General features: G+C 60.7%; 19 protein-coding genes and 1 tRNA gene. 9 read left to right on the forward strand and 11 right to left on the reverse strand.

From position 1 onward, the window contains the following. The 4 genes from CZ345_RS01760 (at position 1) to mgtE (ending at position 4,371) form a co-directional block, all read left to right on the forward strand. Positions 1-600 carry an imidazoleglycerol-phosphate dehydratase gene (locus tag CZ345_RS01760; protein WP_077071485.1) on the forward strand — a complete coding sequence of 200 codons (600 nt, stop codon included), beginning with the start codon at positions 1-3 and terminating at the stop codon, positions 598-600. After that, complete coding sequence (locus CZ345_RS01765) at positions 600-1,235, forward strand: hypothetical protein (protein ID WP_077071486.1); 636 nt, start codon at positions 600-602, stop codon at positions 1,233-1,235. Before CZ345_RS01760 ends, CZ345_RS01765 begins: the two co-directional genes overlap by 1 nt. Next, positions 1,232-1,969 carry a 1-(5-phosphoribosyl)-5-[(5-phosphoribosylamino)methylideneamino]imidazole-4-carboxamide isomerase gene (gene hisA / locus CZ345_RS01770; protein WP_077071487.1) on the forward strand — a complete coding sequence of 246 codons (738 nt, stop codon included), beginning with the start codon at positions 1,232-1,234 and terminating at the stop codon, positions 1,967-1,969. The genes CZ345_RS01765 and hisA overlap by 4 nt, the downstream gene beginning before the upstream one ends. A gap of 1,022 nt (positions 1,970-2,991) precedes the next feature. Further along, the gene (gene mgtE / locus CZ345_RS01775) at positions 2,992-4,371 is read left to right on the forward strand and encodes a magnesium transporter (RefSeq protein ID WP_077071488.1); all 1,380 of its coding nucleotides are present in this window, start codon (positions 2,992-2,994) and stop codon (positions 4,369-4,371) included. 115 nt (positions 4,372-4,486) lie between these two features. Here mgtE and CZ345_RS01780 read toward each other — a convergent pair whose 3' ends face one another. From CZ345_RS01780 to CZ345_RS01800, 5 genes are all read right to left on the reverse strand, one after another. Beyond that, positions 4,487-5,359 (reverse strand): DMT family transporter, encoded by an 873-nt coding sequence (locus tag CZ345_RS01780; RefSeq protein ID WP_083717060.1) that lies wholly within the window; start codon positions 5,357-5,359, stop codon positions 4,487-4,489. Continuing rightward, positions 5,356-6,033: a B3/B4 domain-containing protein gene (locus CZ345_RS01785; RefSeq protein ID WP_077071489.1), complete on the reverse strand. Its 678-nt coding sequence runs from the start codon at positions 6,031-6,033 to the stop codon at positions 5,356-5,358. Before CZ345_RS01785 ends, CZ345_RS01780 begins: the two co-directional genes overlap by 4 nt. 60 nt (positions 6,034-6,093) lie before the next feature. Further along, positions 6,094-6,169: transfer RNA gene (locus tag CZ345_RS01790), tRNA-Ala, on the reverse strand. Between the two features lie 81 nt (positions 6,170-6,250). Next, positions 6,251-6,556 carry a ribosome biogenesis factor YjgA gene (yjgA, locus tag CZ345_RS01795; protein WP_077071490.1) on the reverse strand — a complete coding sequence of 102 codons (306 nt, stop codon included), beginning with the start codon at positions 6,554-6,556 and terminating at the stop codon, positions 6,251-6,253. Further along, positions 6,557-6,934: a hypothetical protein gene (locus CZ345_RS01800; protein WP_077071491.1), complete on the reverse strand. Its 378-nt coding sequence runs from the start codon at positions 6,932-6,934 to the stop codon at positions 6,557-6,559. It lies immediately after the preceding gene. Between the two features lie 208 nt (positions 6,935-7,142). Here CZ345_RS01800 and CZ345_RS16975 point away from each other — a divergent pair, with 208 nt between their 5' ends. The 4 genes from CZ345_RS16975 to CZ345_RS01820 all read left to right on the forward strand — a co-directional run bounded on the left by CZ345_RS16975 (position 7,143) and on the right by CZ345_RS01820 (position 10,671). Further along, complete coding sequence (locus tag CZ345_RS16975) at positions 7,143-7,706, forward strand: hypothetical protein (protein ID WP_077071492.1); 564 nt, start codon at positions 7,143-7,145, stop codon at positions 7,704-7,706. A 2-nt stretch (positions 7,707-7,708) separates the two neighbouring features. Continuing rightward, entirely contained in the window at positions 7,709-8,083 is a 375-nt protein-coding gene (locus CZ345_RS16980; RefSeq protein ID WP_077071493.1) for a diacylglycerol kinase, read from the forward strand. Between the two features lie 76 nt (positions 8,084-8,159). Next, positions 8,160-9,347, forward strand: coding sequence for a class I SAM-dependent rRNA methyltransferase (locus CZ345_RS01815; RefSeq protein ID WP_077071494.1), 1,188 nt, complete (start codon positions 8,160-8,162; stop codon positions 9,345-9,347). 172 nt (positions 9,348-9,519) lie between these two features. Then, a complete protein-coding gene (locus CZ345_RS01820) occupies positions 9,520-10,671 on the forward strand; it encodes a pyridoxal-phosphate-dependent aminotransferase family protein (protein ID WP_077071495.1) in 1,152 nt (383 codons plus the stop codon). Positions 10,672-10,734: 63 nt separating this feature from the next. On the opposite strand, the gene CZ345_RS01825 is transcribed toward CZ345_RS01820, so the two are convergent. Then, positions 10,735-11,463: a sulfite exporter TauE/SafE family protein gene (locus CZ345_RS01825; RefSeq protein WP_077071496.1), complete on the reverse strand. Its 729-nt coding sequence runs from the start codon at positions 11,461-11,463 to the stop codon at positions 10,735-10,737. Positions 11,464-11,858: 395 nt separating this feature from the next. Here CZ345_RS01825 and CZ345_RS01830 point away from each other — a divergent pair, with 395 nt between their 5' ends. After that, on the forward strand, positions 11,859-12,740 hold the full coding sequence (locus tag CZ345_RS01830; RefSeq protein WP_077071497.1) for a DMT family transporter: 882 nt from the start codon (positions 11,859-11,861) through the stop codon (positions 12,738-12,740). On the opposite strand, the gene CZ345_RS01835 is transcribed toward CZ345_RS01830, so the two are convergent. The 5 genes from CZ345_RS01835 to CZ345_RS01855 form a co-directional block, all read right to left on the reverse strand. Continuing rightward, positions 12,737-14,140: a sigma-54 interaction domain-containing protein gene (locus CZ345_RS01835; protein WP_077071498.1), complete on the reverse strand. Its 1,404-nt coding sequence runs from the start codon at positions 14,138-14,140 to the stop codon at positions 12,737-12,739. The genes CZ345_RS01830 and CZ345_RS01835 overlap by 4 nt on opposite strands. Before the next feature lie 187 nt (positions 14,141-14,327). Continuing rightward, on the reverse strand, positions 14,328-15,167 hold the full coding sequence (locus tag CZ345_RS01840) for an amidohydrolase family protein (RefSeq protein WP_077071499.1): 840 nt from the start codon (positions 15,165-15,167) through the stop codon (positions 14,328-14,330). A gap of 27 nt (positions 15,168-15,194) precedes the next feature. Beyond that, the gene (gene hpsH / locus CZ345_RS01845) at positions 15,195-16,133 is read right to left on the reverse strand and encodes a (2S)-3-sulfopropanediol dehydratase activating enzyme (protein WP_077071500.1); all 939 of its coding nucleotides are present in this window, start codon (positions 16,131-16,133) and stop codon (positions 15,195-15,197) included. A 115-nt stretch (positions 16,134-16,248) separates the two neighbouring features. After that, positions 16,249-18,762 carry a (2S)-3-sulfopropanediol dehydratase gene (gene hpsG / locus CZ345_RS01850; RefSeq protein ID WP_239446583.1) on the reverse strand — a complete coding sequence of 838 codons (2,514 nt, stop codon included), beginning with the start codon at positions 18,760-18,762 and terminating at the stop codon, positions 16,249-16,251. Between the two features lie 145 nt (positions 18,763-18,907). Continuing rightward, positions 18,908-20,773 (reverse strand): TRAP transporter large permease, encoded by a 1,866-nt coding sequence (locus tag CZ345_RS01855; RefSeq protein WP_077071616.1) that lies wholly within the window; start codon positions 20,771-20,773, stop codon positions 18,908-18,910. Positions 20,774-20,783 lie beyond the last annotated feature (10 nt).

Consider the following 20,783-nt stretch of genomic DNA (forward strand, 5'->3'; position numbering starts at 1 on the left):
ATGGCGGACTATTCTGAACGCGCGGCAGAGCTTTCGCGCTCCACGGGGGAAACCTCGGTACGGCTGGAACTTCTGCTCGAAGGAGCGGGCAACTGCACCGTTTCCACAGGCTTCGGGATGCTCGACCACATGCTCACGCTCACGGCGTTCTGGGCCGGGTTCGACCTCCGTCTCACCTCTTCCGGCGACATGCATGTGGATGCGCACCACACCACGGAAGATGTGGCCCTGTGCCTGGGCAAAGCGCTGCGTGATGCTCTCGGCAACAGAAAAGGCATAGCCCGCGTGGGCTGGGCGCGCGTGCCCATGGACGAAGCCCTGGCCGACGTGACCATCGACCTGTCGGGCCGCCCGTGGCTGGAGTTCCGGGGCGACGAACTGCTGCCCCCCGTCATGGCGGGCGAGGAAAAAGACGTATGGCGGGAATTCTACAAGGCCTTCGCCTCCTCCGCCCAGTGCAATCTTCACATTTCTTTCCAGTACGGCAAAAACGGCCATCACCTTCTGGAATCCGCCGCCAAGGGACTGGGCCTTGCGCTGGCGCAGGCTGTGCGCCGCAGCCATGACCGTATGCCCAGCACCAAGGGGAGTCTCGACTGATGTTTTTCCGCCATTTCCTCCTTGCCCTGTGCAGCCTCTGCCTGCTGGCCGGCTGCCAGAAGGGGCCCGAACAGCAGCGCCTCATCATGCCCGACCTTGTCGTCGCCGTGGCGCCCTTCACCCAGCCTACGCAGACCACGGAACTTCTTTCCGGCTTCATTCCCGAAGACCAGAAGAAAATCTCCGAACAGACGCTGGCGGCCTTGGACGATCTTTTCCGCGACAAGCTGAAGAAAAGCGGCCGTTCCTACGTCTTTCTGAGTGATGCCGACATTTCGGGCGACATGGCCAGAGACGCGCGCGGCCGCAGAAACGCCCTCGTCACCTGGGCGACGCGCGCCCGGGCCGCAGGCGCGGACATGATCATCGTTCCGCACATCATCGAGATGCAGGCCCGCGTGGGCGGCAAGGCCGGCGTCATGTCCGCCGCCTCCGTCAACGAAGACTTCTACCTCATCGATGCGCGCGATCCCGCCACGCTGGTGATGCGCAGCCACTTTGCCGAAGAGCAGAAATCTCTTGCCAGCGACATCACCAAGATCGGTTCCTTCTTCCGCAGAGGCGGCAGCTGGATCACGGCTGAGGAACTTGCGGCGGAAGGCATGGACAAGGCTCTGGAGGAATTCGGTCTATGATCATCTTTCCCGCAGTAGACCTGCAGAACGGCAAGGCCGTGCGCCTGAAACAGGGCAAGGCCGAAGAGTCCACCGTTTTCAACGATGATCCGGTGGAAGCCGCCCTGCACTGGCAGAAGCAGGGCGCGGAATGGCTGCATCTCATCGACCTCGACGGCGCCTTCCAGGGCAAAAGCGTCAACGCCGACCTTGTGGCCCGCATCAGTGCCGCGCTTGACATTCCCATTGAACTCGGCGGAGGCGTCCGCGACGAAGACGCCGCGCGCATGTGGTTCGACGCAGGCGTGACCCGCCTCATCATCGGAACCATGGCGCTGGAAAAGCCCGCTGAATACGCCCGCCTCTGTTCCCTGTTCCCCGGCAGAATAGGCGTTTCCCTCGACGCCGTGGACGGCAGGCTGAAAACCCGCGGCTGGGTGACCGATGCGGGCGTTACGGTGGATGAAGTGCTGCCCCGCCTTGTGGGCGACGGCACGGCCTTCATCATCTACACCGATATCGCACGCGACGGTATGCAGAGCGGCGTGAACATGCCCATGCTCACGCACCTTGCCGAAACAAGCCCCGTACCCGTGGTGGCCGCGGGCGGCGTGGCCACGCTTGAAGACATCAAGGCCCTTTATCCCCTCAGTGTGAACGCCAGCCTTCAGGGCGCCATTTCCGGCCGCGCCATTTACGAAGGCACGCTGAACCTGCCCGAAGCCATGGCCTGGATCCGCGCGCAGAAGGCGTAGACACAGCAGTCGCCGTTTTGCAGGCCCGCGCCGAACAGCGCGGGCCTGCTGCTTTAATTCCCTGCGGCAACGTTTTCCCTGCTCCCTATCGACCGCAAAAGCGCGCGCCCCGGCCCCATGCAGCCCCCTCCGGGCCGTTCCCGCCGCTTCGCCGGGACAGTGTTCCCTTCCCCCCCTGAAAAAACTTACGGCTCCCCCCTGTCCGGCGACGCTGAAGGCAGAATCGCCTGCGGGCCGAAGTCTCCCCGCCTTCTCCGTACAGCAATACTTCCCCACGGGACGATTTCTTCCCTCCGCCCCTGCCTCCGGTTCCGCCGGCAGCTTTTCCGGCAGAAAACTCCGCCATTCAAGGCATCGGCCGCGCTCCGCCCCTCGTGCAGAATTCGCGCAGGCGACGCCCGGGCTTGACATCTTCAGCTTTTACAGGCTATTGGGGGTCATTCACTCTTTATCTGCAAGGAAGTCGCCATGTCTGCCGACAGTCACAGTCAACATTTCACCTTTCTCGACGCTCTGAACTGACGGCCTTGCGCGCATCCTCCCGCAGGCCGCAGGCCGGGCGAGGAGGTTCCATGTTTTTCCCCTCTTTTCCACGTGTTCCGCATCCCCACGCGCTCTGTGCCGCGCGCTGCTCTTTGTTGCGCCCTTTCCTCCGCAAAATACCTGCGGCGGCATTCCCCGTCCCTGCCTCCCGCCTCTTCCGGCAATACAGCCCTCTTCCCCTGTGCGTAACGCTCCGCTTCCCTGAGGCGGATGCCGTTCCCCTCGTTTAATTCCGCCTGTTCCGACCATGGCAGGAGGGCCGGCCCCCGTGCGCCCGCTACGGCTCCGCCGTGCGTTGCGTCGATTTCTCACGCACGCACAGCGCAGGCCTCCTTCCGGCATCGTCATGCCGCGTTTCCTGCGGCTCACCCTTTCCATCTGCAAGGAGCATTCCATGGAAAACCCCGACAGTACCATCGTCCCTTCGGCCCATCGCCCCGAATCCTCCCCTTCAACCGCACAAAAAGAGGAATCATGCCATGACCCGTAAGGATATCGCTCTCTGCGTCCGTGAACTGTCCCGGAACCGCCGCCACCTCGATTTCACCACCATGGCGGAAACCGGGCATCCCTCCGACCTGGCGGAAGAACTCGCCACCCTTCCCCGCGCCTCCGTCCTTTCCCTGCTGAGAGGGCTGGATAGAGAAACGGCCGCCTCCCTGTTCAGCTATTTTTCCGAAGAACTCCAGACCGGTCTTTTCCACGACATGAACAAAGAGGAGGCCGCCCGTCTGCTGAAGCATCTCCCCGCCGACGAACGCGCCGACCTCTACGGTCTGCTCGATGCTCAGGCCCGGCGGAACATTCTGCCCTCTCTGGAACAGGGCATCCGGGAAGACATGCTCCATCTGGCATCCTTCCCCGAAGAAAGCACCGGCTCCGCCACCACTTCCGAATATATTTCCGTTCTTCCCGAAACGCGGGTCGCGGCGGCGCTCAAAACCGTACGGGCTGCGGCGCGCGGCAGCGAAACCGTCTATATCGTTTATGTGCTCGACAGGGAAAAGCATCTGCTCGGCACCGTGTCGCTCCGGGAACTGCTGCTTGCGGACGACAACGCCGCCGTGGAAAGCATCATGCGCCGCCGTCCCGTTTCCGTACGCGCCTCATGGCCGCGCACCCGCTCCACGGAAATGATACGCCGCTACGACCTGCTGGCCCTGCCCGTCATGGACGACGACAACAAGATGATGGGCATCATCACCGTGGACGACGCCATGGACATAGAAAAGGAACAGGACGCCTCCCAGCTCGCCCGCTTCGGCGGCACGGCCACGGCCGACGACACCGATCTGGACATTCTGAAGTCCTCCCTGCCCGCCATGTTCAGAGTGCGCGTGTTCTGGCTCATCTTCCTTACCGTGTTCGGCGTCATCACCAGCACCTTCGTCGCCGCGCAGGAGGAAATACTCTCCCGCGTCATCGTGCTTGCCGCATTCATCGCACCCATCGTGGACATGGGCGGCAATACCGGCAGCCAGTCCGCCACGCTGGTCATACGCTCCATGGCCGTGGGCGACGTAACGCTCTGCCTGTCCGATCTGTGGCGCGTGCTCCGGCGGGAAATGCCCGTCGCCTGCGCCCTCGGGCTCAGCGTAGCCGTGCTGGAAGGGATTCTGGCCTGGTTCTCCAAGGGCATCAGCTTCGACGTCATCCTCACCGTGGGGCTCAGCATGTTCGTCTGCACCGCAGCCGGAGGCGTCATCGGCCTCTGTCTGCCCTTCGTTGCCCGTCGCATGGGCACGGACCCGGCCACGCTCTCTTCCCCGCTCATCACGTCCATCATGGATCTTTTCGGGGTATGCATCTACTTCGCCTTCGCCTATCTCTTCCTCGGTGATCTTCTGACGGCCGTATAAGCGAAGAACTTCGGAAAGATAACGCAGGCACAGAACATTCCCTCTTCCATCATGCGTATGAAAAAAGACGCCCTTCTTCGGAAAGGCGTCTTTTTTCATGCAGCGGAAAACAGCGTTACTTCTTCAGCGCAAGCAGCAGCACGGAGCCGATGACCAGCGCACAGCCCACCCAGCCGATGAAGGAAAAGTTCTCGTTCCAGAAGCACCAGCACAAAAGCGTGCTCACCACCGGTTCCAGATTGCCCAGAATGGCGGCCTGCACAGGAGAAAGATAGCGCAGCGACTGCCCGTACCAGAAATAGGAAATATAGGTGGACACCACGCTGAGAATGAAGAGAGCCCCCATCGCATGCAGCGTCATGGGACCGAACTCCGCGAAGAAGGCCAGCACCAGCGCGGCGGGGAGAAAGGTGAGGGCGAAAAGCGCCTGTGTGGAATAACGATCCTTGTACCAGGTGAAAAAGAGGAACTGGAAGGCATAGGTAAAACCGGAAAGCAGGCCGCAGCCTATGCCGATATAGGATATCTCCTCTCCGAGGCTGCCGCCCGAAAGGCAGACCAGACTGGTTCCCACCATGGCAAGCGCCAGCGCAGCCACCTTCACTTTGTTGATGGCTTCATGGAAAATCAGCCGGGAGAAGAAGGCCACCCACGCCGGAGCCGTGAACATGAGAATGATGGCAAGCGCCCCGCCGCTTTTCTGAATGGAAATCTGCAGAGAGAGAATGACCAGCGACACGTTCACGGCGCCGAAGAGCAGCATGCTTACAAGGTCGCGCCCGCGGGCATGAAGGCCTCCGCTCAAAAGCGCGTGCACAAGAAAGCACAGGCCGGAAATGGCCAGTCGCCAGAACGCGACGGACGTGGGCCCCATGCCTTCGGCGAAACACACGCGGGAAACAGGACCGATGATGGCCCAGGCCAGCGCCGCCATGATGCAGTAACCGGTTCCTACCCAGAACCGGCGATCATTCATAAGCTTTTTCACGCACGCTTCTCCACAATGCCGCAGACGAGATTCTCCGCACCCGTCAGCTCCACAAAAAGCGTGCGGGCCAGATCGAGCGCTCTTTCCAGTTCGGCCCTTGGCGAAAAGGAATATATGAGGGTAAGGATACGGCGGCTTTCGGGGCGCACCATGGCCCGCGTGGAATCGCTGGTGGGGCTGCCCACCGCGCCCGCGTCGTCCGCAAGAAGAGGCATGTTCTCCAGATCCACGGCATCCTTGCCTATGCCCGGATAGCTCTCCCCGTTACGGCCGCGACGCAGCACAAGCGTGCCTTCCAGCCTGTCCCTGTCGTAGGAACCGAGAGAAAATCCCGTTTCCAGAGAAATCAGGTTGTTCACATCCACCACGGTGTTGATGCGGTAAAGATCCTTGCCCTGACGCACGCGGCGGTACAGCGCTTCGGAAGAAACGCGCCAGCGCCCCGGATCCTTGCCGCAGGCCTTGTATCCGCGCCGGGATTCACCGAGATTGGGCATGTCGGCAAGGGGAGTCGCTTCCAGCCGCGCCTTCAGACCGGGCAGAAAAAGCGCGAAACGGCTCCATACGGCTTCGCCGGATTCCACAGGCTGCGCCTCATAGCAGAGCCAGCCCAGACGGCATTCCGGGCAACGGGAAAGCATGTCGTCGTCGATGCGTATATCAGGTTCGAGCATATCTCGCTCCGGTGTAAAGATATGAAAAAAGCCGCCTGTAGGTACAGGCGGCTGAAATTCTGGTGGAGATGAAGAGAATTGAACTCTTGGCCTCTTGAATGCCATTCAAGCGCTCTCCCAACTGAGCTACATCCCCGTTGCAGGTGTATATTTGCCAGATTCATTCCCGGCCGTCAAGCAAAAAATATGCATCCGGCCGATTTTTCCTCCGAAAAGACTATTCCAGCACGGCAAGGGCGTCGAGCACGCTCTGCAGTGTGCCTTCCTCGCCCGCCTCGCGCATGAGCCTGCCGATGAACTGCATCTGCCGCCTTCTGGCCTCGTGACCGGAAAGACGGTCGTACTCATCCAGAGCGTCGCGCAGATCTTCGGGCAGCGGCAGGCGGGCCCTTTTGACGGCGGGAATTTTGGCAAGGCGTTCACCCACTTCCTGAAGGGCCGAGCTGTCGCGCTTTTTCTGCGAACGGCTCACGCATTCCTTCTCTTCCTCTCCGCCTATCTGGTAACGGTTCCTGCGGGGCATTTACTGCTGTACCTCGGGGCCGCCGTCTTCAGGGTTGAAGTTGGCGCTTTCCTCCATTTCCAGCGTGTCTATCTTCTCTTCCAGCCACTCCATGAGGGCGCGGGCCGTGTGATAGTTGAAAAGCACGCGGGAATGGATGTGACGGTTGATGACGCGCTCTTCCTCATCGAAGGGCACCACTTCCGCGCCGAAGGCTCCGTCCGGCTCCACGGCACGTTCGGAAAACGACGGAAGCTTGTCGCTTTCCACATAAAAATTCACTTCTATCTCGCCCTGCGGATTGATGCCGCCCCACACGCCGTGCGTGTACTGAAGGCGGCAGTCAGGGTCCTGGCTGTATTCGTAGCGCACCCTGCTGGGATATCTGATCTGACTCATGCAAACCTCTCAAAAACGGCCGCCTCGCGGGCTGGCCGGGACATTTCCTCATATCCCGAACAGCCCTTCAAGTAAAGGATCTTATGCTCTCCCGGGCCGCCTGCGCTTCCGCCGGATACTTGACGGAAGGCCGGTCGCGCGGCACATTGGGTCATTCAAGACGGCCAGAGGAACCCGGCCTCCGACATCACTCCCAAGAGGAACATATATGAACAGCTACACCAAGGAAACGCTGCCCGTCCGCCCCATCTTCGATTTTGAGCTCATGCTGAACCTTCTTTCCGAAAAGCGACTCGGCGGCAAGGTGGTCGAAGAGCTGGCCGAAACCTGGGAACGCTGGCTGCCCATGCTGCACGCCCTCAAGCTGGAAACCGGCAAGGGCCGCTATCTCGCCCTGTGGCTGGATGAAGCCGTGGAAAAGGAAGTGGACGAAGAATGGGCCAGGTCCTCCGAATACGGCTACCGCCTGAGCGCCCTTGCCCAGACCATGTGCCAGTGCGCGGTGTACCAGCTCATGCCCGAGGTGGAAGAAGCGGGCTGCGCCCCGGCTCCCGAGCCTACGGCCGCTCTGCGCGAAGTCCTTGCCAGGGAAGGACTGGAATATCAGGACGTGACCCACTCCATGCTGCCCAAGTTCAGCGTGCTCACCCCCTATCCCTTCCGCGGCGCGTGCGACATCTGCTACCTGCGCAAGGAATGCCCCAAGGCCAACGGCCAGGCCAACCAGTTCCGCTCCTTCGAAATCGGCGGCGAACCGCAGCAGCAGGCGTAATCATGAACGGCGAACGCTTCAAGGAAGGCTTCTTCCACATCTTCAAGGCCGCGGGCTATTCCCTGGCCGGACTCGGAACGGGCCTGCGCCTCAGTCTGGCCTTCCGGCAGGAAACGGGCATACTCATCCTTCTCATCATCCTGCTGGCCGTCTTCCAGAAGCCCGCGCTCACCTGGCTCATCGCCCTGGGTGCCTGGCTTCTGGTCATGATGGCGGAACTCATCAATACCGCCATTGAGGAAACCCTCAATCTCATCACCAAAGAATACAACATCGGAGTGAAGAACGCCAAGGACATGGCCTCCGCCGCCGTCTTCCTGCTGCTCGTCGTCAATGCCGCGCTCTGGTTCTGCATGTTCGTGCTGAACCTGCTCTAGCCGGGGCAGCCCGAAACGGACCTTCGCAAGCCGCCCCGAAGCGGCATATGCATCAATCCTTCAGCCACACCGTGCCATGGAAACCGTTTTTCTGAAAAAAGGCGAAGACCGCCGCCTGCGCGCAGGCCACCTCTGGGTGTTCAGCAACGAAATCGACGTAAGGCGTTCCCCTCTTTCCTCCTTTACTCCCGGGCAGAACGTGCTTGTGGCCGACTGCGGGGGCCGCATTCTCGGCACAGGCTACGTCAACCCCGCTTCGCTCATCGCCGTGCGCATGGTGAGCCGCAAGGCGGAGGAGGCGCTGGATGCCGATCTGCTGCGCCGCCGCCTCACCGACGCCCTCGCCCTGCGCGAACGCATGTTCTCCCGTCCCTTCTACCGCCTCTGCCACGGAGAGGGCGATTTTCTGCCCGGTCTTGTGGCGGACCGACACGGCGACCACATCGTCTGCCAGATCACCACGGCGGGGATGGACTCCCATACCGAAGAACTGCTCTCCGTACTGAACGACATGCTGCATCCCGCCTCCGTTCTGCTGGACAACGACGTGGCCTCCCGCGATCTGGAAGGGCTGGAACGCTTCCAGAAAAGCGCCCTCGGCGACGTTCCCGACGAAACAGAGATTGAAGAAAACGGCATGACCTACGCCCTGCCGCTCAGGGGCGGACAGAAAACCGGCTGGTTCTACGATCAGCGGGTAAACCGCGCCGCGCTTACGCCCTTCGTTGAGGCCGCACCCGGCTGCCATGTGCTGGATGCCTTCTGCTATGCCGGGGGCTTCGGCGCGCTGGCGGCAAAAAAAGGCGCAGGCAGAGTGAGCTTCTTAGACGCCTCCGCCCAGGCTCTTTCCTACGCCCGGAAAAACGGCGAAGCCGCAGGAGCCGAAGTGGAAACCCTTCAGGGCGACGCCCTTACCCTGCTTGCGGATCTCCGGCGCGAGGGCCGCACCTTCGACATCGTCTGCCTCGATCCTCCGGCCTTCATCAAGCGCAAGAAGGACGCGCGTCAGGGCCTTGAAGCGTATGCCCGCGTCAATGAACTGGGGCTCGACCTCGTCAGGCCCGGCGGAATGCTCATGACCTGCTCCTGCTCCCATCATCTGGAAGCCGACGCCCTGCGCGCCGCCGTCACACGGGCTGCGGCAAAACGCCGCAGAAACGCCCGCCTGCTCTTCCAGGGCTTCCAGGGGCCGGATCACCCCATACACCCGGCCATGCCGGAAACGGCCTACCTCAAGGCCTTCCTGTTCCATCTTCCGGCATAGACCGACGCTCTTTTCCGCCCGCAAGGACGAAAGGCCCCGAGCCACGACGGCACGGGGCCTTTTTCATTCCCTGCCGGGGATGCTTGCCGCTGAGGACGTTTTTCTATACCGTGAAGACGCGCATATCCCGCGCAAAACATTCCGACAGTTTGCCGGCACAAGAGGTTCCGCCATGTCTTCCATTCAGGCTACCCGTATGCTCACCCCTGGCCCCACGCCCATCCCCGACCGTGTCCGACTTGCCATGGCCGCGCCCCTGCCGCATCACCGCAAGGACGCGTTCAAGACCGTTCTGGCCGAAAATCAGGTCATGCTGAAGAAGCTCTTCTGCACGTCCTCCCCGGTCATTCCCCTGGCATGCTCCGGCACCGGCGGCATGACGGCCGCGGCCTTCAACCTCTTCTCGCCCGGCGAAAAGGTGCTCGTGGCCACGGCGGGCTATTTCGGCAACCGATGGCTGGACATCGTGAAGATGCGCGGCCTTGAAGCCGTGGTGCTTTCCAAAAATGCGGGGGAATCCTTCGATCCTGAAGAAATCCGCGCCCTGCTGGACGCCGATCCCGCCATACGCGGCGTGTTCATGCAGATTTCCGAAACGTCCACCGGCGTGCTGCATCCCGTGAAGGAAGTGGCTGCCGTCATCCGCGAAAGGGATGTGCTTCTGGTGGCCGACGGCATTTCCGCCGTTTCCATCTCCCCTGTGGACATGGATGCCTGGGGCATCGACTGCCTCATCACCGGTTCGCAGAAGGGACTCATGCTGCCCCCCGGCCTGGCCTTCATCGCCCTTTCTCCCCGCGCCTGGAAAAAGGCCGAAAGCGTCGCCCCCCAGTGCTACTATTTCGACCTCGTGCAGGAGAAGGCCAACTGCGAAAAGAACCAGACGCACTACACCTCGCCCATCAGTCTGCTCGTGGGACTGCATGAAGCGCTGACCATGCTGCTGGAATTCGGCATGGACAATATCTTCAAAAAACAGTGGGCTCTTACGCAGATGGCCAGAACCGGGCTTTCCGCCATGGGCATGGATCTCTTCGTCAAGGAAGAAGGCCGCTATACCTGGGGTCTGACCAGCATTCTCATGCCCGACTCCATGCCCGCAAGCCCCATTGTGGCCAGGGCCTTCAAGGACTGCGGCGTCATTCTCACCGCAGGTCAGGGCAATCTCAAGGAAAAGGTCATCCGCCTCGCCCACATGGGCTGGGTGGACTGGGCCGATCTTGCCGCAGGTCTGCACGCCCTTGCCTGGAGCCTGCCGGAAAAGCCGGAAGGCGCCTACCTGGAAAAGGCTCTGGAAGCCTACCACAAGGCTCTCGGCGAATAAGCCCGCCCGTCATGAAAAAAGGCCGGAACTCGTTCCGGCCTTTTTTGTGCGGGTCAAAAACCTTCAGCGAAAAAGCATGAACACGCCTGTGAACACGCACAGAAAAGCGATGGATGTTTTCAGAAGAGCGGTATTCATGCTGCGCGCCGCGCGTATGCCCGCCCATACGCCCGCGCTCTGCAGCAGCACGGAAAAGAGCGCGACCGGCCAGTCGATCTGGTCGAGAATCATGTTGCCCACGCTCCCGGAAAAGCAGGCGAACATCTGAAAAGGCTGCGCCGCGGCCACCGTGGCCATGGGAGAAAAGCCCATGACGATCATCATGGGTACGGAAAGCACGGGGCCGCCCATGCCCGTAAGCCCGGCCATGAATCCCACGAAAGCCCCCACAAACAGAAGGTAGCGGAAACGTCCCTGCGCGCTTTCCATGCTGCGCACGGGACGCGCAGGCCTGAGGGCCGCAAGACCGGAAACGATGATGAGAGCGGCAAGGATGGCGTTCAACGCCACGGCCCCCACCACATGCTTGGTCAGCGCGCCGAAAAAGCTGAAGATGAGCGCCCCCGCACACTGGGGAAGCACCAGTTCCTTCTTCAGGTTGCCCCGCCTGTAGTGCAGCCATGTACCCACCGCAGCGGTAAAGAAAAAGCTGCACAGCGCCGTACCCGAGGCCAGAGGAAGCGGCATTCCCGTGCCGTATTCCATGGCCGGAATGAGCAGAATGCCCCCTATGCTGGTGGCCCCACAGAGAAACCCCACCACCACGAAACTCACCGCAAGAAATATGGTCATCTCCCCTCCCCCGGGAACTTCTCCGCCCGCACGCAGGCGGGCCGCCCGCGAAAACGGCAGGAACCAGAGATCCTCCGTACCACGGGTTATACCACCATGGAAATTTTTTGTATATTTCTATCTTTGTGTGCAATACTGCCTGTGCATTCATGCCTGTTGTTGCAAAAACGCCCCTGTATTTCTCCAGAAAACCCTGATACGAAAGGCGCCGTATCCTTCCATGAACAGGCTCGGCCTTTGCCGTTCCGCCCCGAAACGGAGCCGCCCGGAGCGCAAGGCCATCCTGCAAAGCGGCAGCATGGTCAGCCATGCCGCCCCGTTTTTCCGTGCATACGCCGCCCATGGCATGAAACATGCAGGGAAGGTAAGACTCCAACGCAACAGCGGGTTCTGCCATGACTCTTTTTCTTTCCACAGCCTTCTGTCTCACCCTTTTCGCCCTGAACTCCATTTTCTGCCGCGCGGCCCTCGTCATCTGGGATATGGAGCCTCTCCAGTACACCGCCGTGCGGGGCCTTTCCGCCGCAGCCATGCTGGCCCTGCTCTGCGCCGTTCATCTGGTGCGGGGGCAGAAGGGAGAGGGCTCGGTGTGGAAGCAGGCATGGAAGCAGAGTTCCTGGCCGGGGGCGCTTTTTCTCTTTCTCTACATGATCTCCTTCTCCCTGGCCTACAAGAACATCCCTTCGGCCGCGGGAACCCTGATCATCAATATTTCCGTACAGTTCGGCATGATGGGCTGGGGCATGAGCCACGGCCTGCGCCTCACGAAGCGGCAGACGGCCGGGCTCGCCCTGGCTTCTGCCGGTCTGCTGGCGCTGCTTTCGCCCGGACTTACGGCTCCGCCTCTGGGGGCCTCGCTGCTCATGGTCGTCACGGGCCTTGCCTGGGCCGGATACAGCCTCTGCGGAAGAAAAGCCTCCTCCGCCTCTCTGGCCACGGCGGGCAATTTCTTCCGCGCCTCCCTCGCCGCGCTTGCCGCAGGCGCTGCCGCCCTTGCTCTGGAAGAAGCCGCGCAGCCCGAAGCCTACGCCTGCGCGCTGGCGGCGGGGGCGCTGGCCTCCGCCCTCGGCTACATACTCTGGTACGTCATCGTACCGCGCTACAGCCTCACGGGCGCTTCCGTCATCCAGCTCAGCGTGCCGCTCATCACGGCCGCGCTTGCCGTGATCTTTCTTGCCGAACCCGTCACCCTGCGCCTTGCGCTCTGTTCCGTGCCCATACTCGGCGGCATCTGCCTCGCTCTGCTTTCCGGTCATTCCCGACAGGAAAAAGATTAAATCACCTTCAGCCCGTGCTTCTCCAGTTCGCGTATCTTGCGGAACATGGTGCTTCTGTCCATGCGGAGCATTCTGGAGGCCGCCGTCATGTTCCCGGAAAAACGGGCGATGGCGGCGCGCAGCATGCGGCATTCCATCTCGCGCATGATGTCGTGATAATCCTTCCCCTCGAAGTCGAATTCCTCTTCGGAGGAAACCGGCTTCCGTTCCGACGGCACGGCCTTGATGGGCAGATGATGAGCACGCACCACACTTTCCGGGCAGGTGACCACGGCCTCCTGCATCATGCTCTTGAGTTCGCGCACATTGCCGGGCCACTCGTAGGCAAGCAGCAGGCGTTCCACATCCTCCGCCATGGTCAGAGGTCTGTTGTAACGCCGGGAAAAATACTGGAAGAAAAACTCGGCCAGAGGAAGAATATCGTCCTTTCTCTTTCTCAGAGGCGGAATATGCAGCACCGCGATTTTCAGGCGGTAGTAAAGGTCGCTGCGGAATTCCCCCCGGCTCACGGCCTTTTCCAGGTCCTTGTTGGTGGCGGCAACCACGCGCACATCCACATTCTTGGGAGTGTTCGCCCCCACCCGCACGATGACCCCGTCCTGCAGGAAACGCAGAAGCCGCGTCTGCAGCGGCAGGGGCAGCTCGCCTATCTCGTCGAAAAACAGCGTTCCTCCGGCGGCGGCTTCGATAAGGCCTATGTGGCCGCCCCGGCTTGCGCCGGAAAAGGCCCCGCCGATGTAGCCGAACAGCTCCGATTCAATGAGATTCGGGGAAATGCTTCCGCAGTCCACCTTGATGAAGGGCTTGTCCGCCCGGCGGCTCATGGTGTGGATGCGCTGGGCCATGACGTCCTTGCCCACGCCCGTTTCCCCAAGAATGAGAATGGAAATATCCGTCTGCGCCATGATGCGGGCCTTGAAAAGAAAGGCCTCCATGGCGGAGCTGTATATGAAGTCGCTCCCGTCCTCTCCGGACTGAAGCCCCGCGCTGTTGTTGAGCCGCACAATCGTGTTCAGAAGCTCTCGCTGCTGAGCCAGACGGTTTTCCATGCTGACTATGGTACTTATGTCGCGGATGAAGGTGATGCACATGATCACCTTTCCCTCTTTATCGAAAATGGGAAAACCGTCCAGGGAAAGATGGCGGCCGTTGGAAAGCGTCTGTATTTTGGAAACTGGCCGTGCGGTACTGATGACCTCCGGGTTGACGGCCACGTCGAAAATACCTTCGGCCACAATACTCGTCGCCTTCCGGCCCATCATCCACTTTCTGGAAAAGCCGCTCAGTTCCTCGTACTTTTTATTGACGAAAAGGCATGTGGAATCGGCATCGCTTATCCATATGCCGTCCTGAAAGACGTCGAAAGCCTGTTCTACATATTCAAGAAGTACAGAATCCATGGAGCAAACGACCGTAGGCTGAATTTTTCCACAAAAAAACATTCTGCAACAATTCCACGTCGTTCACAATCGCTTTTCCCGCCCTCTCCCGTAAGGAAAGGGCCGCTGCAAAAACGGGCTTTCGTCCTTTTCCGCGGCGGCCCCGGCGACCTTGCCCATGTCTGCGGACAGCCGTCCGCCCTTTGCATCATTCTTCGGAAAGCCCCAGCACCCTGCAGGCATTTTTGTACATCACCTTCTCGCGCACATCCTCCGGCAGATCCATGGCGGCATAGTGTGCCAGGCACTCGCCCTGTTCCACAAAGGGATGAGCGCTTGCGAAAAGCACCTTGTCGGCAATCATGGACTTCATGGCGCTTATGTAGATTTCGCACATGGGAGCAGTCTCATACTCCGAAATGTCCATATACACATTCTTATTGCGATAGCAGGCATAAATAGCCTCATGCACGAAGGGATAGCCGCCGTGGCTCATGATGATCTTCAGCTCGGGAAAATCGCGCGCCACCACGTCCACATCGCGCGGGTCGGTGCAGGCCATCACCGCGCCGGGCACCTGGGGCGGCGGAGCCATGGTGATGAACACCGGCACGCCGAGTTCGCAGCACTTGGCGTACACGGGGTAGTAGCGGGCCTCGCAGGGACTTATGCGGGCAAGATACGGGTCGGTGGCAATACCCTTCATACCGTACTCGCTGACCACGTTTTCCACCTCGCGCACGGCGTCCATGCCCTTGTGCGGATCGATGCCCCAGAAGCCGACGAACATGTCGGGATACGCGCGGCAGAACTCCAGGACGCTCCCGTTGTTGTCGGGAAAACCATAGGTCGTTCTGCAGTCGCGGCCGGTGATGACGCAGCGAGTCACCCCTCTTTCCTCAAGGTCGGCGACGATGCGCTCAAGAGGCTGAGCCTGCCATTTGTCGAAGCCGCTGGCCTCGCAGCTGGCCTTGAACATGGTGCTGTTTTTAATGCCGTCCAGAATGGCCCCGGTATGGGGCCGGAAACGGAAGTCGATAATCTTCATCGCAGATTCCTCATGATGTAAGAACCTCTAAAGGGCCTCGTTCACGCCGCGTTCCTCATCCACGACATGCTGAAAGCGCTGGGCGACCCCTGCGGGAAGGGAAACGTCGCCCATGGGGTATTCCCTGCCCAGAAACATGTATTTCTGCGTACCCAGCCGGTGGTAGGGCAACGCCTCATAGGAAACATTGGCATATCCTTTGAGCAGCCGCCCGATTTCCCGCGCCGTTTCCATGGTATCGTTGAAGCCGGGAACCACCGGCGTGCGCACCAGCACGGGCTTGTCGGGAAATGTCTCCAGAAGCTTCTTCAGATTGGAAAGGATGAGCTCGTTGCCCACGCCCGTACCCCATCGGTGCCTTTCCGTATCGGTATGCTTGACGTCGAACAGAATATTGTTGAGGTGCGGCGCGGCCTCCTCCAGCGTTTCCCACGGAACGCAGCCGCAGGTTTCCACCGCGGTCTTGATGCGGCGCCTGCGCGCTTCACGCAGAAGCGCGAGCGCGAAATCCTTCTGCAGCAGAGGTTCGCCGCCGGAAATGGTCATGCCGCCGCCGGAGCGGGAATAAAAAATGGCATCCTGCGCCACCACGCCGAGCACATCCTCCACGGTACGGACTTTGCCGTACGCAATGAGACTCTGCGCAGGGCAGGCACGGGCGCAGGCAATGCCTTCACATGCAGCGCAATGCGTGCAGTCGATGGAAAGCGCGCCGTTTTCGGCACGAATGGAACCATGAGGGCAGGCCGGAATGCAGAAGACGCATTTTGCCGGGGAAATGCATCGCCCGGGATTGAAGGCCATCTGCGGCCGGGGAGACTGCGATTCCGGGTTGCTGCACCAGCGGCAGGACAGGGGGCAGCCCTTGGTGAACACGATGGTGCGTATGCCCGGCCCGTCGTGTACGGAATATTTCTGGATATTGAACACCACGCCGGTGATCTTTCTGTCTTCAAACGTACTCATGGTAACCTCATGTACCGCTTCGGGGCGGCGGCAAGGCGCCCCGGCATTCTGTCAGGAAAACCGGCTTCTCCACGGCAGGAAGGAGAAGCCGGCGGGGACTCAGGCCCCCTGTCTGCTACAGATCGTCATGATCGGTACGGGCGATCAGGTCGTTCTGAAGATCGGGAGAAAGATCCACGAAGTAGGCGCTGTAGCCGGCCACGCGGACGATGAGGTTGCGGTACTTCTGCGGGTCCTTCTGTGCGGCGATGAGCGTTTCCTGATTGAGCACGTTGAACTGCAGATGCCACAGCTTGAGATCGCACCAGGTGCGGATGAACTGAACGAGCTTTTCGGTGCCGGCATCGCCTTCCACGCTCCTGGGCGTGAACTTGATGTTCAGCAGACGGGCCGCACGGTTGCGCAGGCCGTAGTTCTTGGTCTTGTAGTTGGAAAGCAGAATGGCCGTGGGGCCGTTCACGTCCGCGCCGTGGGAGGCGGAAGAGCCGTCCGAGAGCGGGAACCATTCCGTACGCCCGTTGGGAGTTGCGCTCACCACCTTGCCGAAGGGCACATGGGAGGTGAAGGGCACATAGCGCACGTCGTTGTTGATGCCCATTTCCGGGGAATACTTCTGGGCGAATTCCACGCAGATGCGGTCGATGGCCTTGCCGATTTCGTCGGCATAGGGGTCATCGTTGCCGTAGCAGGGGCAGCTCTTCACGAGCCGCTGTATGGCTTCGTAGCCCACCCAGTTGTGATCCATGGCTTCCAGAAGCTGATCCATGGTGATGCGCTTTTCCTCGAAGACCAGCTTCTTGATGGCCGCCAGGGAGTCGATGACGGTACCGAAGCCCATGAACTCGAAGTAGCCGAAGTTCGCGCCCTCGGGGATGATGCGGGTATGCAGATCGAGGCAGTGCTTCATGCACAGATCATGCAGCGCGGAACCCATGGGCTGGGCGAAGTGCTCGGCGCGCACCTTGGTGACGATGTACTGCTGGGTGAAGGTGGCGCGCAGGAAAAGTTCCTGCTGGGCCTTGTAGGCATTCCACATGTCGTCCCAGGTCTTGAAGGTGCGGGGATCGGGGGTCTCGATACCGAGCTGCTCGCCGCCGTACTTCTTCATCCTGCCCTGTCGCAGAGCCATTTCCAGAGCCGCGGCGAAGTTGGTATAGGCGCCGCCGGAGGTATAGGTATCGCGGTTGGGCATACGGGTTTCGGTGCAGCCGGAAACGGCGTAGTCCAGCGCTTCCTCAAAGGTACCGCCCTTGGAGGCGTACAGAGGCACCACTTCCTCGTCGTTGCACAGCTTGGGGAAACCGGAACCGTACTTGATGGTTTCGGCCACGTCCCACAGGTATTCGTCGGGGGAGAGAGAATGCACGCGGGCGGCAAGGTCCGGGTAATGAAGGGGGAATTCACGCTTGGAACGGAGGAACAGATGCGTGAGCTCGTTGGTGGCGTCCACGCCGTCTCTGGTCTGTCCGCCGATGGTCACGGCTTCCCAGTGCGCGTAGCCTTCGTTGAAGGCGCCGCCCTGGGGGGAGATGTACATATCGATGAATTCGGCCATGCCCACCCACATGCATTCCAGAAGTTCCATGGCCTTTTCTTCGGTCAGGACGCCCTCTTCCATATCCTTCTTGTAATAGGGGTAGAAGTACTGGTCCATACGGCCGTTGGAAATGGTGGTGCCGGTTTTCTGCTCGATGCGGGAGAACATCTGCACGAACCACTGAGACTGCACGGCTTCATAGAAGTTGTCTGCAGGTTCGGCGGGAACCTTTTCCGCGATTTCGGCCATCTTCAGAAGTTCGGCCTTGCGCACAGGGTCGGTGGTGAGGGCCGCCACTTCGCGGGCCCTGGCGGCATAACGGCGGGCCCACAGAATGATGGCGTCGGACACGAGGATCACGGCTTCCAGGAAGGGACGCTTGTCGGCCTGATCCACAGGGCTTGCGGGGTCAAGGGCGGCAAGCTTGGCTTCCGCTTCGGCCTTGATGCCGTTGAAGCCGCGCTTCAGCACCTTTTCATAGTCGTGCACCCACTGGATGGAGGAACGGAAGGACGAGGTTTCGTTCACCACGAAGCGGGAGATGAGGCCGTCGTCGTCCACATAGGTGAGCTTGTGCACCCAGTCGGGAAGAGCCTTGTTCAGGGCTTCATGGTAGGTCTTGCCCTTCCAGTAGGGGGCGATTTCCTCCATGACGATTTTCGCGTCTTCCGGGCTGATGGTGGCGGGGGACTGCTCGCGGGTGGGCAGATCGCGCACCGCGATGTCGAGGAAGTCGCCGTCGAGTTCCGGGTACAGTATGCCGTAACGGCCTATCTTTGCGCCCGCACGACCGAGCAGAAGCTGACCGTCCTCCACTTCCACGGTCATGTTCCTGGCGATATGCATGAGAGCCTTGGCCCAGCGCAGCACCAGGGGCTGACCTTCGGTTTCCTTCATGGACTGGGTGAAGTACAGGGCGCGTTCCACGTCGATGACGGGAGTCTGACCTTCGAATCTGGCGATGAGGTCGAACACGCGGGCATGCGTGTCGTAGTATTTGTCCTTCCTGCCCTTCTGTTCGTCGAAAATGCGCTGTTCCTGCGGGGAATGACATTCACAGGCTTCGGGATTGAGCATTTCGATGGCACTCATGACTGAACTCCTTGATGATTTGTTTCGGGCTCCGCCTTTCGGCCGGGCTCCGGGAGCCTTGCGCTCCTGAAATGGGGGTGAGGAGGAAGACCTCTTCCCGGAAAAGGCTCCGGGAAGATCCGCATTGCCGTATGGGCGGCCGAAGTTATCCGGCTCCGCCGATCAGGCAGAGAGGAATGGCCGGGATATAGGTGATGAGAAGAAGCACGATGAGCATCAGGCCTATCATGGGCAGGCTGGCTTTTGCGATCTGCTCGATGCGCGTGCCCGATATGCCGCTGGCGACGAAGAGGTTGACGCCCACGGGCGGGGTGAGGAAACCGATGGCCAGGTTCACCACCATGATGATGCCGAAGTGCAGGGGCGAGACGCCCACACCGGTGACGATGGGCAGAAGTATGGGCACGAGAATGACGATGGCGGCCAGAGCCTCCATGAATATGCCCACGATGAGCAGAAGCACGTTGATGATGAGCAGGATGGCTATCTTGCTGCTGGTGATGCCGAGAATGGCGCGGGCTATGGTACCGGGCACGTCTTCAATGGTCATGATGTTGCCGAACAATGTGGCCATGGCCATGAGCACGATGATGACGGCGGAGGTTTCGCACGCTTCCACGCAGCAGGCGCAGACCTTGCGGAAGTCCAGTTCACGGTAGAGGAACACACCTACGATGAGCCCGTAGAAGGAGGCCACGGCCGCGGCTTCGGTGGGAGTCATGAGTCCGCCGTAAATGCCGCCGAGCACGATGACCGGAACAAGCAGAGCCCACTTGGCATCCCATACGGCGCGCGTCACCGTAGCCACGGTACGGGTGCGGGCGGAACCGCGCCAGTTGTTCCTGCGTGCCGCGTAGTAGGAATAGCCCATGAGCACGCCGCCGGTAAGCACGCCGGGCACGATGCCGCCGATGAACAGATCGCCGATGGAAACCTGAGCCGCGATGCCGTATACCACGAAGGGGTTGCTCGGCGGAATCATGACGCCTATGGCGCCTGCCGCCGCCACGATGGCCGCCGCAAAGGTACGGCTGTAGCCGCGTTCCTCCATGGCCGGAATGGTGAGCGCGCCTATGGCCGCCACGGTGGCCGGGCCGGAACCGCTGATGGCGCCGAAGAACATGCAGGTGGCCACGGTGGTGAGGGCCATGCCTCCGTACATGCCGCCCACCATTTCATCGGCAAGGCCGAGCAGGCGCTGGGACAGGCCGCCCGCGCCCATGAACACGCCCGCCGCAATGAAGAAGGGGATGGCCATGATGGGGAAGCTGTCCAGCGAGGTGAAGGACACCTGCGCAAGGTACTCGATGGGAAGCGTGTCGGCACAGAGAATGGTGGTCAGGGCGGACATGCCGAGGCCTATGGCAATGGGCACACCCGTCACGCAGAACACGAGGAAGTAACCGAACAGGGCGGGAACAGGATCGATATACTCCGCAAGCACACAGGGAGACATGACCGCCACGGCGAGAACCGCACCGATGAGGCTGTCCGGCACTCCCGTCACCTTCACCTGCCTGATCATGGACTGCACGAGGCGCAGGCTCATGAGGCCGAAGCCGAGAGGCAGAATGAGATAGGGAATGAGGAAGGGAATGCGCATGGCCGCGGTATGCTGCGGGAAACGCTGGAGCCGCTCTATCTGCCCCCAGCCGTACCAGGCGATGGTAAGGGTGAGGGTAAGAAAGATGAGTTCCACGAATATCCAGCTGATGCGCTGAAGGCGGGGCGGCAGCATCTGATACACGAAGTCGATGCGGATGGAGCTGCGCTTGCGGATGGCCCCGCCTACGGCAATATAGGATATCCAGATGAAGATGTAGCGGGAAATTTCCTCGGTCCACACGGCCGCGCCCGCGCGGTCGATGAAGGGAGTGATGAAGTAGCGGTAAACAACCTGCCAGGTGATGAAGCAGATGATGGCAAGAAGGCCTGAAACCAGAAAGATATTTTCAAAGTTCTCATCAAGCCAGTACAGTATGCCGGTAGATTTTTCCGTATCGGTGCTCATGGATTCCAAG

The organism is Mailhella massiliensis (genome assembly GCF_900155525.1).
GTDB lineage: Bacteria > Desulfobacterota > Desulfovibrionia > Desulfovibrionales > Desulfovibrionaceae > Mailhella > Mailhella massiliensis.